Source organism: Gordonia sp. (in: high G+C Gram-positive bacteria) (genome assembly GCF_020438995.1).
In the GTDB taxonomy this organism is placed as follows: Bacteria; Actinomycetota; Actinomycetes; order Mycobacteriales; family Mycobacteriaceae; genus Gordonia.
Genome location: NZ_JAGQTN010000211.1, coordinates 1 through 15,622, shown reverse-complemented (window position 1 = coordinate 15,622; position 15,622 = coordinate 1). Strand labels below are relative to the sequence as shown.

At 65.5% G+C, this 15,622-nt stretch carries 11 protein-coding genes and 1 pseudogene; 2 read left to right on the top strand and 10 right to left on the bottom strand.

Translation table 11 applies throughout. The annotated features are described in order from the left end of the window. Positions 1-121: 121 nt before the first annotated feature. The 6 genes and pseudogenes from KDB67_RS15275 to dop all read right to left on the bottom strand — a co-directional run. A pseudogene (locus tag KDB67_RS15275) lies at positions 122-1,105 on the bottom strand (WYL domain-containing protein); the annotation flags it as partial. Positions 1,106-1,121: 16 nt separating this feature from the next. Next, positions 1,122-2,480, bottom strand: coding sequence for a Pup--protein ligase (gene pafA, locus KDB67_RS15270; protein WP_291017272.1), 1,359 nt, complete (start codon positions 2,478-2,480; stop codon positions 1,122-1,124). Between the two features lie 39 nt (positions 2,481-2,519). Further along, on the bottom strand, positions 2,520-3,305 hold the full coding sequence (gene prcA / locus KDB67_RS15265; RefSeq protein ID WP_291017270.1) for a proteasome subunit alpha: 786 nt from the start codon (positions 3,303-3,305) through the stop codon (positions 2,520-2,522). Beyond that, complete coding sequence (prcB, locus tag KDB67_RS15260) at positions 3,302-4,177, bottom strand: proteasome subunit beta (protein WP_291017268.1); 876 nt, start codon at positions 4,175-4,177, stop codon at positions 3,302-3,304. The genes prcA and prcB overlap by 4 nt, the downstream gene beginning before the upstream one ends. Next, positions 4,174-4,365, bottom strand: a complete 192-nt coding sequence (locus KDB67_RS15255; RefSeq protein WP_291017266.1) for a ubiquitin-like protein Pup — start codon at positions 4,363-4,365, stop codon at positions 4,174-4,176. The genes prcB and KDB67_RS15255 overlap by 4 nt, the downstream gene beginning before the upstream one ends. Positions 4,366-4,544: 179 nt before the next feature. Beyond that, positions 4,545-6,044 (bottom strand): depupylase/deamidase Dop, encoded by a 1,500-nt coding sequence (dop, locus tag KDB67_RS15250; protein ID WP_291017264.1) that lies wholly within the window; start codon positions 6,042-6,044, stop codon positions 4,545-4,547. Positions 6,045-6,225: 181 nt separating this feature from the next. Between dop and glgP the strand changes: the two genes are divergently transcribed. Continuing rightward, a complete protein-coding gene (glgP, locus tag KDB67_RS15245; protein WP_291017262.1) occupies positions 6,226-8,913 on the top strand; it encodes an alpha-glucan family phosphorylase in 2,688 nt (895 codons plus the stop codon). An 11-nt stretch (positions 8,914-8,924) separates the two neighbouring features. On the opposite strand, the gene KDB67_RS15240 is transcribed toward glgP, so the two are convergent. The 3 genes from KDB67_RS15240 to KDB67_RS15230 form a co-directional block, all read right to left on the bottom strand. Further along, entirely contained in the window at positions 8,925-11,249 is a 2,325-nt protein-coding gene (locus tag KDB67_RS15240) for an FHA domain-containing protein (protein ID WP_291017260.1), read from the bottom strand. Positions 11,250-11,385: 136 nt separating this feature from the next. Then, a complete protein-coding gene (gene arc / locus KDB67_RS15235) occupies positions 11,386-13,152 on the bottom strand; it encodes a proteasome ATPase (RefSeq protein ID WP_291017258.1) in 1,767 nt (588 codons plus the stop codon). A 176-nt stretch (positions 13,153-13,328) separates the two neighbouring features. After that, complete coding sequence (locus tag KDB67_RS15230) at positions 13,329-14,159, bottom strand: tRNA (adenine-N1)-methyltransferase (protein ID WP_291017255.1); 831 nt, start codon at positions 14,157-14,159, stop codon at positions 13,329-13,331. A 138-nt stretch (positions 14,160-14,297) separates the two neighbouring features. Here KDB67_RS15230 and KDB67_RS15225 point away from each other — a divergent pair, with 138 nt between their 5' ends. After that, a complete protein-coding gene (locus tag KDB67_RS15225; protein WP_291017277.1) occupies positions 14,298-15,128 on the top strand; it encodes a RecB family exonuclease in 831 nt (276 codons plus the stop codon). 30 nt (positions 15,129-15,158) lie between these two features. On the opposite strand, the gene KDB67_RS15220 is transcribed toward KDB67_RS15225, so the two are convergent. Beyond that, positions 15,159-15,593 carry a hypothetical protein gene (locus KDB67_RS15220; protein WP_291017274.1) on the bottom strand — a complete coding sequence of 145 codons (435 nt, stop codon included), beginning with the start codon at positions 15,591-15,593 and terminating at the stop codon, positions 15,159-15,161. Between the last annotated feature and the right edge of the window lie 29 nt (positions 15,594-15,622).

Sequence of the window (15,622 nt, the reverse complement as noted above, 5' to 3'; positions counted from 1 at the left end):
CGGTCACATTCCCCGTCGCTGCGCTCGCCCCGGTCACATTCCCCGTCGCTGCGCTCGCCCCGGTCACATTCCCCGTCGCTGCGCTCGCCCCGGTCACATTCCCCGTCGCTGCGCTCGCCCCGGTCACCTCGATCAGGTTGTCGAGGGCACTGATCACCATGTCCCGCAAGGCAGGTGGATCAAGAACCACCGCGTCGGCCCCGGCGCCGAGAATCACCCGCACCACCGACGACATGTAGCGCACCTCGATCTCCAGCAGATCGCCGTCCTCCTCACCCAACCGCTGGGGCGTCACCCGCCGAGCCATCCGGCGCACACCGTTCGCCCGCCCCCGCGCAGCCCACACATGAGCGATGATCTCGGTCGTACCGACGGCGGTGTCGACGGTGTCGGCAACGACCTGTTGTAGGTCGATACCGTCGGGAATCGTCACCGAGCCGTCCTTGCCGATCGACACCACATCGGCCAACCGCGACAACCGGAACGTCCTTGTCTCCTCACGCGTGCGATCGTGGCCGACCACATACCAGTGGCCACGATGGGTGACCACACCCCACGGCTCGAGCGTCCGCGTGACAGGTGCCGCGGTGGTGCCGGCACGGTAGACGAAGGTGACCGCGCGACCGGTGTCGATCGCCCGAACCAGCGCCGCCAGCACCGGTTCGGCACCCGCGGAACGCCCTTCGGGGGTTTCGATACCGGCGAACGCATCACCGGGCAGATCAATCCCGGCGGCCCCGAGCTTGAGCATCGCCGTCCGCGACAGTGTCGCCATCTCGGGCATCTCCCAGAACGCGGCCGCCATCGCCACCGCCGCGGACTCCTGCTCGTCGAGCGCGATCTCGGGAAGCTCATAGCTGGCCGGGTCGATCCGGTAACCCTCGTCACCCTCGGCGGTCAGACCCGTGATCACCGGTATCCCGGCATCACGAAGCTCTTTCTTGTCACGCTCGAGCTGCCGTTTGAACGACAGATCGGTCTTCGACTCCGCATACCCGTTCACATTCGCGCGAATATACTCAGCGGTAACGAACCTTGGTGTATGGAGTAAACAGATCACCAGATTCAGGACTCGCTCGTCCTTCGTGATCTTCGATGTGGCCACCCGAGAAACCCTACGACTACATGGACGCGATCAAACGATCAACGCGCTCATCGACACTCCGGAACGGATCTTTGCACAAGACCGTGCGCTGCGCCTGATCATTGAGCTTCAGATGCACCCAGTCGACCGTGAAATCCCGGCCCGCCTTCTGCGCCGCCGAAATGAAATCACCCCGCAACTTGGCGCGAGTCGTCTGCGGAGGCTCATCGACGGCCTCTTTGATCGCCTCATCCGTGGTGACCCGCGCCACCAGACCCTTCCGTGTCAGCACATCGAACACCCCGCGGCCACGTTTGATGTCGTGATAGGCCAGATCGAGCTGAGCGATCTTCGGATCGGCCAAATCCATCGAATATCGATTCTGGTAGCGCTCGAACAACTTCCGCTTGATCACCCAGTCGATCTCGGTATCGACCTTCGAGAAGTCACCTGATTCGACGGCATCGAGCACCCGACCCCACAGATCGACCACCAGATCCATCTCCGGATCGGGTTTCCGGTTGGTCATATGCTCGACGGCCCGCGCATAGTATTCACGCTGAATCTCCAACGCGCTCGCCTGCCGGCCACCGGCCAGACGCACCTGACGACGACCCGTCGTATCGTGGCTGACCTCGCGAATCGCCCTGATCGGATTGTCGAGGGCGAAATCGCGGAAACTCACGCCCGCCTCGATCATCTCCAGTACCAGCGTCGCCGAGCCTACCTTCAGCAGCGTCGTCATCTCCGACATGTTCGAATCGCCCACGATCACATGCAGACGCCGATACTTCTCGGCATCGGCATGTGGCTCGTCCCGGGTATTGATGATCGGCCGCGACCGGGTGGTCGCCGACGACACACCCTCCCAGATATGTTCGGCTCGCTGAGACAGACAAAACGTGGCCGCCTTCGGCGTGTGCAGAACCTTGCCCGCCCCACAGATCAGCTGCCGGGTCACCAGGAACGGCAGCAGGACATCGGAGATCCGGGAGAACTCCCCCGCGCGCACCACCAGATAATTCTCGTGGCAACCGTATGAATTGCCCGCTGAATCAGTGTTGTTCTTGAACAGATAGATATCGCCGCCGATGCCCTCATCGGCCAGCCGCTGCTCTGCGTCGATCAGCAGATCCTCCAGAACCAGTTCACCGGCCCGGTCGTGATTGACCAGCTGAATCAGGCTGTCGCACTCGGCCGTCGCGTACTCCGGATGCGAGCCGACATCCAGATACAGTCGAGCGCCGTTCTGCAAGAACACATTCGACGACCGACCCCACGACACGACCCGCCGGAACAGATACCGGGCAACCTCGTCAGGACTCAGCCGACGATGACCATGAAAGGTGCACGTGACACCAAACTCCGTTTCGATCCCCATGATTCGACGCTGCACGGCTCAACCCTACTCGTTCTGTGTTCTGTGTTCGGGGGACTACTTCGACGGATCTTCGGTTGTGGTCGACTCTTCTGCTGAGACCGCTTCGGGATCATCCGGTGTCGTCTGGGCGAGCAGTTCCTCGATGGTCTTGGCGGTGAGCCTGCGGAATGCCCTTCGGGGACGGTTGTGATCGAGGATCGCCACCTCCAGGTCGCTCGCCGTCAACTCGCGTCGTGGCGATTCCGCGGCGCCATTGGCAGCGGGGGGCGGCGTGGCCAGCGCGTCGACGGCCAGGGTCAGCGCGGCGGCCAGACTCAGGCCGGACTCGTACTTTTCCCGCAGTGCGGACGCGATGGACTCGGTGGCCCCGCCCATCACCAGGAACCTTGTCTCGTCCGAGATCGATCCGTCGTAGCTGATCCGGTACAGCTGCGACACCCCGGATTTGCCGGGCTTGGTCACCTCGGCCACACACAGCTCCACCTCGAACGGCTTGGGCTGCTCGGTGAACACCGAACCCAGCGTGTTGGCGTATGCGTTGGCCAGCGACAACCCGGACACATCCGCTCTGTCGTAGCTGTACCCACGCATGTCGGCGAGCTGAATCCCGGCTTTGCGCAGACTCTCGAACTCGTTGTACTTGCCTACTGCGGCGAATCCGATGCGGTCGTAGATCTCGCTGACCTTGCGCAATGTGTTCGACGGATTCTCGGCGACGAACAGCACGCCGTCGGCGTACGTGAGCGCCACGACGCTGCGCCCACGCGCGATACCCTTGCGGGCCAACTCCGAACGATCGCGCATGATCTGTTCGGCACTGGCGTAGTACGGAAAAGTCATCGCGCATCCCCCTCATGTGCCTCGGCACGACGATCGGCCACAGCATGGGCCGCCGCCTCGATCTCGGACGATGCCACCTCTCGGGACCCGGACGCATCGACCACGGCCGCCGTCGGGAAGATCCTGCGGACCAGGTCCGGACCGCCGGTCGCCGAATCATCGTCGGCGGCGTCATACAACGCCTCCACTGCGATGGCCAGCGCCGACGCCTCGTCGAGGTCGGGCCGGTACAGCTTCTTGAGGGACGATTTTGCGAACACCGATCCCGACCCGATCGCCTGATAACCACCGAACTCCTCGTGCCGGTCACCGGCCACGTCGAAGGAGAAGATCCGGCCCCGCTCATCGGGACTGTCGTGGTCGATGTCGTAGCCGACGAGCAACGGAATGGCAGCCAGGCCCTGCATCGCCGCACCCAGATTTCCGCGCACCATCGACGCGAGGCGGCTTACCTTGCCGTCGAGAGTAAGTGGCACTCCTTCGAGCTTCTCGTAGTGCTCCAGCTCGACCGCGAACAGCCGGACCATCTCGATCGCAATACCCGCGGTGCCCGCGATGCCGGCCGCCGAGTAGTCGTCGGTGAGGTACACCTTGCGCACGTCGCGGGTGGCGATCAGGTTGCCCATGGTGGCGCGGCGGTCGCCCGCGAGCACCACCCCACCGGGGTATGACACCGCCACGATCGTGGTGCCGTGCGGGATGTCCGAGGCGTCGGCACCGCGCATCGCCGCGAGCCGCTCCGCCCGGGCCGCGGGCAACTGCTCGGGAGCGTGCATGCGCAAATACTCGGTGAACGAGGAGATGTCAGCCCCGAAAGACAGGTGGGGACGCAGTGACGAACCGGGAGTGGATGAACTGAACCGGTCGCTCACTGGCCGCCCTTCTGCACGTAAGCGCGCACGAAGTCCTCGGCGTTCTCCTCCAGCACGTCGTCGATCTCGTCGAGCAGGTCGTCGGTGTCTTCGGCCAGCTTCTCGCGCCGCTCCTGACCGGCACTGCCGTCGGGGCCGAGACCCTCGTCATCGCCGCCGCCACCGTGTGTGGTCTGTTCCTGCGCCATCTGCTGCCTCCTTACCGATCGCCTGTCGGCGAGCCGTATCGATGACGGCCGACGGTGCCTGGCACCGGTACGACCGTGTCACCGATTGTCGTGCGATCCACCCTACCGGTGCCGGTGGCCTCGCGGGTGGCCACTGCGCCAGGGTGTCGTCACATAGCGCGTGTTCTCGGGGGCAAGCCCTAGTTGGTGAGCTGCCCGACCAGTTCTGCGGCCGAGTCCACCGAATCGAGGAGCGCTCCCACATGTGCTCTGCTGCCGCGTAGTGGTTCGAGCGTGGGGATCCGGACCAGGGATTCGCCGCCGAGATCGAAGATGACCGAGTCCCAGCTCGCCGCCGCTACCTCCCCACCGAACCGGCGCAGGCACTCACCGCGGAAGTAGGCGCGGGTGTTCTCCGGTGCGCAGGTGATCGCCCGGGTGACGTCGGCCTCGTCGACAAGCCGTTTCATCGAGCCACGCGCGACCAGCCGGTTGTACAGGCCCTTGTCCAGGCGCACATCCGAATACTGCAGGTCGATCAGTTGCAGACGGGGCGCCGACCACGTCAGTCCTTCCCGCTGGCGGAAGCCCTCGAACAGCCGCAGTTTGGCCGGCCAGTCGAGGATGTCCGAGCATTCCATCGGGTCGCGTTCAAGCTTGTCCAACACATCGGCCCACGTGTCGAGGACATGCTTGGCCCGCGCGTCGTCGCTGTGGTTCTGCTCGTGGAAACGGGTGCACCTCTGCAGGTACTCGCGTTGCAGCGCCAGAGCGGTGAGTTCGCGTCCGTCGGTGAGGGCGACGGTCGCCTGCAGCGTCGGATCGTGGCTGATGGTGTGCACGGCGGTCACCGGGCGTGCCAGTTCGATGTCGGAGAAGTCGACCCCGGCTTCGATGAGGTCGAGTACCAGGGACGTCGTTCCCACCTTGAGGTAGGTGGCGGTCTCGGCGAGGTTGGCGTCGCCGATGATCACGTGCAGTCGGCGGTACCGTTCCGGGTCGGCGTGTGGTTCGTCACGGGTGTTGATGATGCCGCGTTTGAGGGTGGTCTCCAGACCCACCTCGACCTCGATATAGTCGGCACGCTGCGAGAGCTGGAAACCGGCTTCGTCACCGGACTGGCCGATACCGACTCGCCCGGACCCGCAGATCACCTGACGGGACGCGAAGAACGTCGTCAGTCCGGCGATCACGGCGGTGAACGGGGTGCTGCGGTCCATCAGATAGTTCTCGTGGGTGCCGTAGGAGGCGCCCTTGCCGTCGATGTTGTTCTTGTACAGCTGCAGCTTCGGTGCACCCGGAACACTCGCGACGTAGCGGGCCGCGGCCTCCATCACCCGCTCGCCGGCCTTGTCCCAGATGACCGCGTCCAGCGGATCGGTCACCTCGGGTGCCGAATACTCGGGATGGGCATGGTCGACGTACAACCGGGCACCGTTGGTGAGGATCATATTGGCCGCACCGATCTCGTCGGCGTCGATGATCGGGGCCGGTCCCGACCCACGGCCGAGGTCGAAGCCACGGGCATCACGCAACGGCGACTCGACCTCGTAGTCCCAGCGTGTGCGCTTGGCTCGGGGAACGCTGGCGGCCGCGGCATAGGCCAGAACCGCCTGGGTGGACGTCATGATCGGGTTCGCGGTCGGGTCGCCGGGCGCAGATATGCCGTACTCGACCTCGGTACCGATGATTCGCTGCATACTTCGAGCCTAGTAGCCGCATGATCGGTTTCCGCACGTGCCCGGCCGGGCCGGTCCGGTGTCATCGTCGTGTCCGGCCCGGTGTCATAGAACAGACCCGGCGGCTTCGTCGCACAGTGTTAACCCGGCGGCAGCCGCAACCGGTCGCAGCGACGGCCGGGGCTCGGTAGCGTACAGGCGTGTGAAAGCCTTTCGCCGGTTCACCGTCCGGGTGCCACTGCCCGAGTCCCTCGCCGACCTGTCCGTCCTCGCCCACAACCTGCGATGGTCCTGGCACACGCCGACGCAGAACATCTTCGCCGCCGTCGACCCCGACCTGTGGTCCGCCGACCGCGACCCACTGCGGCTGCTTTCGGAGGTCTCCCCCGAGCGCATCGCAGAACTGTCCACCGACACCGACTTCATCGGCCGACTTCGTGAAGCTGCCGCCGACCTTGAGTCCTACCTCGCCGATTCAGCATGGTTCGGTGACTACGCGGCAACTCTCGACGGCGACCCGACCCACGCCGCGCCGTCCGGAATCGCCTACTTCTCGATGGAGTTCGGTATCTCGGAGGTACTGCCCATCTATTCCGGCGGCCTCGGCATCCTCGCCGGCGATCATCTCAAAGCGGCATCGGACCTCGGGCTGCCGCTGATCGGGGTCGGGCTGTTCTACCGCTCCGGCTACTTCCGGCAGAGCCTGAGCCACGACGGCTGGCAGGTCGAGCGCTACCCGGTCAACGATCCGACCGCCCTGCCACTGACCTTGCTGACCGGCACCGACGGTGCCCCGGTGTTCGTCACCATCCCGATGCCGAGCAGCCGCGTGCTGACCGCCCAGATCTGGGTGGCGACCGTCGGCCGGATACCGCTGCTATTGCTCGACTCCGACCTCGCGGGCAACGACGAGGAGATGCGGGCGATCACCGACCGGCTCTACGGCGGTGACCAGAACCATCGCATCAAGCAGGAGATCCTGCTCGGAATCGGCGGCACCCGCGCGATCCGCGAGTACACGCGCCTGTCGGGCCGGACCGCGCCGTCGGTGTTCCACATGAATGAGGGGCACGCCGGGTTCCTCGGTGTCGAACGCGTCCGTGAACTGGTGACCGGGCCGGACGGACTCGATTTCGACACCGCCGAGTCCGTGGTGCGCGCCTCGAACATCTTCACCACACACACTCCGGTGCCCGCGGGTATCGACCGGTTCCCAGTGGATCTGGTCCGCTACTACCTCGATCCCGACACCGAGGGCCGATCCCGGCTGCTCGGCGGTCTCGACGCGGCCACGGTGCTGGACCTGGGCGACGAGGCCGACCCCAACGTCTTCAACATGGCGCACATGGGTTTTCGGCTCGGTCAGCGCAGCAACGGCGTCTCGGAACTGCACGGGAGGGTGAGCCGCGAGATGTTCGCCGACCTGTGGCCGGGTTTCGATGCCGACGAGGTGCCGATCGGGTCGGTCACCAACGGCGTGCACGGACCCACCTGGGTGGCCCCCGCGTGGCAGCATCTCACCGATCCCGACTCACCGTCGGCCGATGCGGTATACCGGGAACTGACTGCCGGGAAGATATGGAACCAGCGCAACGAACTGCGCGCCGATCTCGTCGACGAAGTCCGGCGGCGGGCTTTCACCAGTGGACGCGACCGCGGATTCACCGACGCCGAACTCGGCTGGACCTCCGACATCTTCGACCCCGACGCGCTCACGATCGGGTTCGCCCGGCGCGCGGCCACCTACAAGCGACTGACGCTGATGTTGCGTGACCCGGAGCGGTTGCGGGCGATCCTCACCAATCCGGACCGCCCGGTGCAACTCGTCATCGCGGGCAAGGCCCACCCGGCCGATGACGGCGGCAAGGCGCTGATCCAGCAGGTGGTCCGGTTCACCGAGGACCCCGAACTGCGTGATCGGATGATCTTCCTGCCCGACTATGACATCTCGATGGCCCGGCACATCTATGCCGGGTGCGACGTGTGGCTCAATAATCCTGTTCGCCCGTTGGAGGCGTGCGGAACGTCGGGGATGAAGTCCGCCCTCAACGGCGGACTGAACCTGTCGATCCTCGACGGATGGTGGGACGAGATGGCCGACGGGGAGAACGGGTGGGCCATCGGTTCGGCCGAGGGGGTGACCGACGAGCACCGCCGCGACGATCTCGAGGCGCAGGCACTCTACGAGCTGCTCGAGGAGTCGGTGATCCCGCTGTTCTACGGCCGCGACGACGACGGCGTCCCGCAGCGTTGGGTGGAGATGGTGCGGCATACGCTCGCCGAACTCGGCCCGAAGGTGCTGGCCTCACGCATGGTCCGCGACTACACGACCGCCCTGTACGCACCGGCGGCCGCCTCGTTCGAGCTGATCTGCGCCCACGATTACGCCGGCGCCCGCGACCTCGCGCGGTACCGGGACCAGCTCAATCAGAAGTGGGGTGCGGTGCAGATCCTTGGAGTCGAGGACTCCGGTTCCGACGCGGCGACTGCCGCCACTGCAACACCTGATGCTGAGCCCGGTGCGTCGGTGACACTGACCGCGCACGTCGAACTCGGCGGATTCACCCCCGAACGGGTCGCCGTGCAGGCACTCGTCGGCCGAGTCTCACCGGAAGGCGACATACTAGACCCGGCCATTACCGACATGACGCCGACCGGCGGACCCGATGCGTCGGGACGCACCCTGTTCTCCGCCGTGGTGTCGCCCCGGCATTCGGGCAGACACGGTTACACGGCCCGCGTACTGCCCAAACACGCGAATCTGACCGACGACGCAGAGCTCGGATTCGTCCGGTACCCGTCGGGAACGGCCGAGGACGCCGGGCCCGGGGTCACGATCACCGACTCGGGATACGGCGCGACCGCGGCCGCGGCCGTCACTTCTTCCTGATACCGGCCGTCCTAGCCGCGGTTGGCTGCTCCGGGCTGGCTCTTACGTTTGAGGGTCAGCTTGGAGTAGGTGACGAATACCAGCAACGCACCCATAGCGATCAGGATCCCGTAGCTGAGGAACGCCGACGTCGCCGTCTGCTCCCACAGCGGTTCGTCCTGCGTCTGCGGTGCCAGCGGTGCGATCTTTGTGAGGTCGACGGCGATCGCGGATGCCGCGTACCCCCAGCGGCCAGGGAACAGCCAGGCGAGTTGCTCGAGACCGGCACGCCCGGCAAGTGGGAACAGACCGGCACAGAACACCAACTGCACCATCACGACCAGGACCAGCGGCGGCATCGTCTGCTCGGCCGAGCGCACCACCGCCGAGATGGTCAGACCGATGAGGGCGCTCACGCAGGCGAGCAAGGCGAGCGCGACGAACAGCTCGAGTGAGCTGGCCAGGAAGAAGCCGTTGCCGGCGGGTGTGCCGCGGCCGGCGTAGGTGATGGCCAGCATGACCGCCGCCTGCAGGATGGCGATCACGAAGAAGACCAGGATCTTGGCACCCAGATACGACGACGGACGCAGTCCGACCGCCCGTTCTCTCTCGTAGATGGCACGTTCGCTGACCAGGTCACGCACCGTCAGCGCCGCACCCATGAACATCGCGCCCAGGACCAGGACCACGATGATCTGGACGGCCTCACCCGGATTGTCGGCGTTGTTGAGGGTCAGGCCCTTGTCGCCGGGTATGACCAGGGTGAGCAACCCGAGCACGAGCGGCAGCACACCGAGGAACACCAGATATCCGCGGTCGGCGAAGATCAGCCGGACCTGTCTGCGGCCGATGGTGCTGATCTGCCGCACCATGCTGGTCTGCGGCGCCCGGATCGGTTTGCCGCTGCGCGGGGCCGGAGGTGCGGGGGGCGTGGGAATGCGTCCGGACTCATACCGCGATGCGGCAACGTCCGGGGAGGACGCGACGAACTCGAAGATCTCGGCCCAGTCGTCGGTTCCCATCGCCGCGATCACGTTCGATTTGGCAGGCGAGCCGCAGTAGGCGGTCTTACCGCCCGGGGCGAGCAGTAGAACCTGATCGCACATCGACAGGTAGCTGAGCGAGTGCGTCACCACCATCACCACCCGGCCGGCATTGGCGAGCAGGCGCAGAGTCTTCATCACCTGGCGGTCGAGGGCCGGGTCGAGACCGGAGGTCGGCTCGTCCAGGATCAGCAGCGACGGCCCGGTCAGCAGTTCCATCGCCACCGAGGCACGTTTGCGCTGGCCACCGGATAGTTTGTCGACGCGCGTGTCCAGATGCTCGGTCAGCTGCAGCTCGGCGAGCACTCCCATGATGACCTTGTCGCGGTCCGCTTTGGAGGAGTCGGTGGGCAGGCGCAGTTCGGCCGCGTACCTGAGTGCTTCCCGCAATGTCAGTTTCATGTGCAGCACGTCGTCCTGCGGCACCATCCCGATGCGGGTGCGCAGCGCCTCATATTCCTCGTGGACGTTGCGGCCCTCGAATGTCACGTAGCCGGCGGTGGGATTGGCCAAGCCGGCGACGATCTTCGACATCGTCGACTTGCCCGCACCCGAGGGCCCGATGATGGCCGTGAGCGTGCCTGGAGCGGCGTTGAACGAGACATTCTGCAGCAGTTTCTTGTTGCCGTCGACGGTGAGGCTCACGGCGGTGACCTGCACGCCGTCGGCGACGGCGGACTCCTCCTGGCCGCGCAGCAGGGTGCCGTGACTGACCACGAAGTCGCTGTTACCGATGGTGACGACATCGTTCTCGCGCAGTACCGCCCGGCTGATGCGGGAGCCGTTGACGAAGGTGCCGTTGACGCTGTGCAGGTCTTCGAGGACCAGGCCTTCGCCGACCTGCGACAGCTTTGCGTGGTGGCGCGATGCCAGGACGTCGTTGACGACGATGTCATTGTCCGGTGTGCGGCCGATGGTGCGGGCAGGTCCGCCGGCGCTGACGCTGATGGTTTCGCGGGACGGCTGACGGTTGGGAGGTGGCATGTGCGCCGGCCGCTGTGCCTGCTCTGGGATGACCTCGATGACCGGTCCGGTGTTCGGGTCGCCGAGCCGGATCTGCACCGGTCCGCTGATGGCGAACTCGCCGAGGCGTCGTCCGTTGACGAAATATCCGTTGGTGCTTCCGGCGTCGACCACCGCCCAGTGGTTACCTCGCCACACGAAGGCCAGATGCCGACGCGAGACGAGTGGGTGGTTGACGACGATATCGTTCTCAGGCGTCCGGCCCAACGTTGTCTGCGGGGCCCCGCCGAGGCGGAAGACCTGCCCGTTGACATGTACCCGGCATGGCAGCAATCCCTGGGGAGTGGTCACGCGATGACTCTAATCGCAGATCGGCAGTCGGGCTATAGATCGTCGTACGACCGGACTACGGTCGGCGCGCCGCATATGCGAAAGCCCCGGGTGCCACGCATGTCCGTGGTAGGGCACCCGGAGCGTTCACGTGCCGCTACAGATACTGACCGGTATTGGTCTCGGTGTCGATAGCCCGGCTGGCACCGGAGTTCTTGCCGGTGACCAGGGTGCGGATGTACACGATCCGCTCGCCCTTCTTACCCGAGATCCGCGCCCAGTCGTCGGGGTTGGTGGTGTTGGGCAGGTCCTCGTTCTCGGCGAACTCGTCGAGGATCGAGTCGAACAGATGCTGCACCCGCAGGCCGGGCTGGCCGCTGTCGAGCTGCGACTTGATCGCGTACTTCTTGGCCCGGTCGACGACGTTCTGGATCATCGCACCCGAGTTGAAGTCCTTGAAGTACATGACCTCCTTGTCACCGTTGGCGTAGGTGACCTCGAGGAAGCGGTTGTCCTCGCTCTCGGCGTACATCCGCTCGACGACCCGCTCGATCATCGCCCGGATGCACGCGGCCTTGTCTCCACCGAACTCGTTGATGTCGTCGACGTGCACCGGCAGCGCGTCGACGAGGTACTTGGAGAAGATGTCCATCGCCGACTCGGCATCGGGCCGTTCGATCTTGATCTTCACGTCCAGTCGCCCCGGACGCAGGATGGCCGGGTCGATCATGTCCTCACGGTTGGAGGCGCCGATGACGATGACGTTCTCCAGGCCCTCGACGCCGTCGATCTCGCTGAGCAACTGCGGGACGACAGTGGTCTCGACGTCGGAGGACACGCCCGAACCGCGGGTGCGGAAGATCGAGTCCATCTCGTCGAAGAACACGATGACCGGGGTACCTTCGGAGGCCTTCTCCCGTGCCCGCTGGAAGATCAACCGGATGTGTCGCTCGGTCTCGCCGACGAACTTGTTGAGCAGCTCGGGGCCCTTGATGTTCAGGAAGTACGACTTGGCTTCTTTGGCGTCGTCACCGCGCACTTCGGCGATCTTCTTGGCCAGCGAATTGGCGACGGCCTTGGCGATGAGCGTCTTACCGCAACCGGGAGGTCCGTACAGCAGCACACCCTTGGGCGGGCGCAACGCGTACTCGCGGAACAGGTCCTTGTGCAGGAACGGCAGCTCGACGGCGTCGCGGATCTGCTCGATCTGCCGACCGAGACCGCCGATGTCCTCATAGCCGACGTCGGGTACTTCTTCGAGGACCAGGTCCTCGACCTCGGCCTTGGGTACCCGCTCGAACGCGAAGCCGGCCTTGGTGTCCACCAGCAACGAGTCACCGGGGCGAAGCTTGCGGCCCGGGCCGTCGATGTCGCCCTCCATCGAGCCGATCAGCGGCTCGGCCAGCCACACGACCCGCTCCTCGTCGGCGTGACCGACGACGAGTGCGCGTTTGCCGTCGGCGAGGACCTCGCGCAGGGTGCTGATCTCCCCCACCGAGTCGAACTCGCACGCCTCGACGATGGTCAGCGCCTCGTTGAGGCGTAGCGTCTGCCCCTTGTGGAGGGTGTCGACGTCGATGTTCGGTGAGCACGACAGCCGCATCTTGCGGCCCGAGGTGAACACGTCGACGGTGGCGTCGGGGTACACCTCAAGCAGCACACCGTAACCGCTGGGCGGCTGGCCGAGCCGGTCGACCTCCTCGCGCAAGGCGATGAGCTGCTGCCGTGCTTCCTTGAGCGTTTCGAGAAGTTTGGCGTTGCGCACCGTCAGCGAGTCCACCCGCTGCTGGAGCTCACGATCGCGATTGGCATCCGCACCCAACGCCGCTGTCGGCGAATAGGCCGGGACGAACGAATCCCCGGCGTTCGGCGTCCGGGACTCATTTGCCCGGCCGGAATTGTCTTGACGGTCAGATTCGGTCATTGCTGACTCCTCTCCCCGGAAGCACACTCGAGTGATGCACCGTGACTCCACGCTACCGGTGCACGGCGCCGAATGCTTCGCACGGCGCACCTTACGGCCGGTCGCGGCGTTAAATGTGTGTCGCGCCCGTGTGTGCGTGATGTTTCCGCGATGAACCCACCGAACCGGTGCGCACGTCAGCCCTTGGTCGGTCTGCGCTGTGGCCGCAAGGTGGTCGTCCCGTCGGCCAGGCGCCGCGCGGTGATCAGAAATGCGGTGTGACCTTGCATTCTGTGTTCGGGACGCACAGCCAGACCCACGGCGCTCCACTCGCGCACCATCGACTCCCAGGCGCGTGGTTCGGTCCAGCACTCCTGATCGCGCAGCGCCTCCATCACCCGCGACAACTGAGTGACGGTCGCGACATAAATCACCAGGACTCCCCCCGGTTTCAATGTCCGGCGCACCACGTCGAGCGGTTCCCACGGCGCCAGCATGTCCAGAATGATGCGGTCGTACTGGTCGGCAGGATCGTGGTTGGCCAGATCGTCGACGACGAGCCGCCAATTGTCGGGGGCGCCGCCGAAGAACGTCTCGACGTTGCGCTGGGCGTGTTCGGCGTGATCCTCACGCACCTCGTACGAGCGGACCTCACCGTGCGAACCCACGGCCCGCAGCAGCGAACAAGTCAGTGCACCCGATCCGGCACCGGCCTCCAGGACTCGCGCACCGGGAAAGATGTCACCCTCGGTGACGATCTGGGCGGAGTCTTTCGGATAGATCACCTGCGCGCCACGCGGCATCGAGAGCACATAGTCGACGAGCAGCGGACGCAACGCCAGGTATTGCGTGCCGCTGGTCGCCGACACGATGGATCCCTCGGGGGCTCCGATCAGGTCGTCGTGGCTGATCGCGCCGCGATGGGTGTGGAACTGTTTGCCTTCCTCGAGGACCACGGTGAACTTGCGGCCCTTGGCATCGGTGAGCTGAACGCGATCGCCGATGACGAACGGGCCGGTTGTGGGCATGGTGAGGTGTTTCCTTCCTGTTCCCCGTCAGGCGGTCGGCGGCGGGGTGTGGGTGTCCGGACGAGATTGTCACAGGAGTCGCCTAACCTGCCAATTGTGGGTATCACCGTCGAACAGACCACGCCGCGGCACCGCGCAATGCCGGCGGAGAGCGACCGCCGGGGAATCGTCGGCCGGCCGCTGGCTCTGTCGCCGTCGCGGGCGGCCGACTTCAAACAGTGCCCGCTGCTCTACCGGTACCGGACCATCGACAGGTTTCCCGAGACACCGACACCCGCGCAGACCAGGGGCACGGTGGTGCATGCGGCGCTGGAGAACCTGTTCGACATGCCGGCCGAGCTACGCACCCGGGAATCGGCGGATCTGCTGGTGGAGGGTGCGTGGGCGGCGTTGTGCGAGGGTGATCCGTCCCTGCACGAGGTGGTCGCCCCGGAGGCGGCCGACGAGTTCATCGCCTCAGCACAGAAGTTGATCGCCACCTACTATTCGATGGAGAATCCCACCGCCTTCGAGGCAGCCTCGTGCGAGGAGTATCTGGAGGTGTCGTCGGTCGACCTGCCGTTGCGTGGGTTCATCGACCGCATCGATATCGCCCCGACCGGTGAGGTCCGGGTGGTCGACTACAAGACCGGCCGCGCACCGGGCGAATCCGGCGAGGCGCGGGCGTTGTTCCAGATGAAGTTCTACGCGCTGGCGTTGTGGCGCGACCGCGGGGTTGTCCCGGACCGGTTGCAGCTGATGTATCTCGCCGACGGCCAGCAACTGACCTACACTCCCGAGGCTGCCGAACTCGAGCGGTTCGAACGCACACTGACGGCCATCTGGTCGGCAATCCGTATCGCGGTCGCCACGGGAGATTTCCAGCCGCAACGGTCGTGGCTCTGCAAGTTCTGCGAGCACAAGTCCCGCTGCCCCGCGTTCGGCGGCACTGTGCCCGACTACCCCGGTCCCCCGCCCGGATTCGGCTGATAAGTCTGCGCGCAGGCGGCGCGTACCCGGTCAGCCCCAGCTCTTTGCCTGTTCGACGATGAATCCGGCCAGGATCAGGGCGCTGCCGCCCACCTCGCCGACGATCAGCGCGATCATGAAGCCCATCACCGGCGGGTGCAGCGGCTTCAGCTGGTTCTCGGTGTCCTGTTTCCAACCGTGCAGGCAGTACGACCCGATCGCGGCGACGAAGAAGAACACCACCACACTCAGTGCACCCACATTGAGCCAGGTAGGCCAGGCGCTGAACTGGACGAAGGCCGCCAGCAGACCGGTCGCGAAGGCGTACAGGAGCGCCGCCCGGTGGGCGATGTCGACGTAGACGTGAGCCTGCCCCTGCGGACTGCGGGCGATCTGCTGGAACTTCCAGATGCCGAGCAGCAATGCCCAGAGGAAGATCAGCCCGGCGAGGATCAGGGCGACTTGCGCGGATACGGTCAGCGTCACCGATTCACCGTAGTCCCCCGGACCATCGG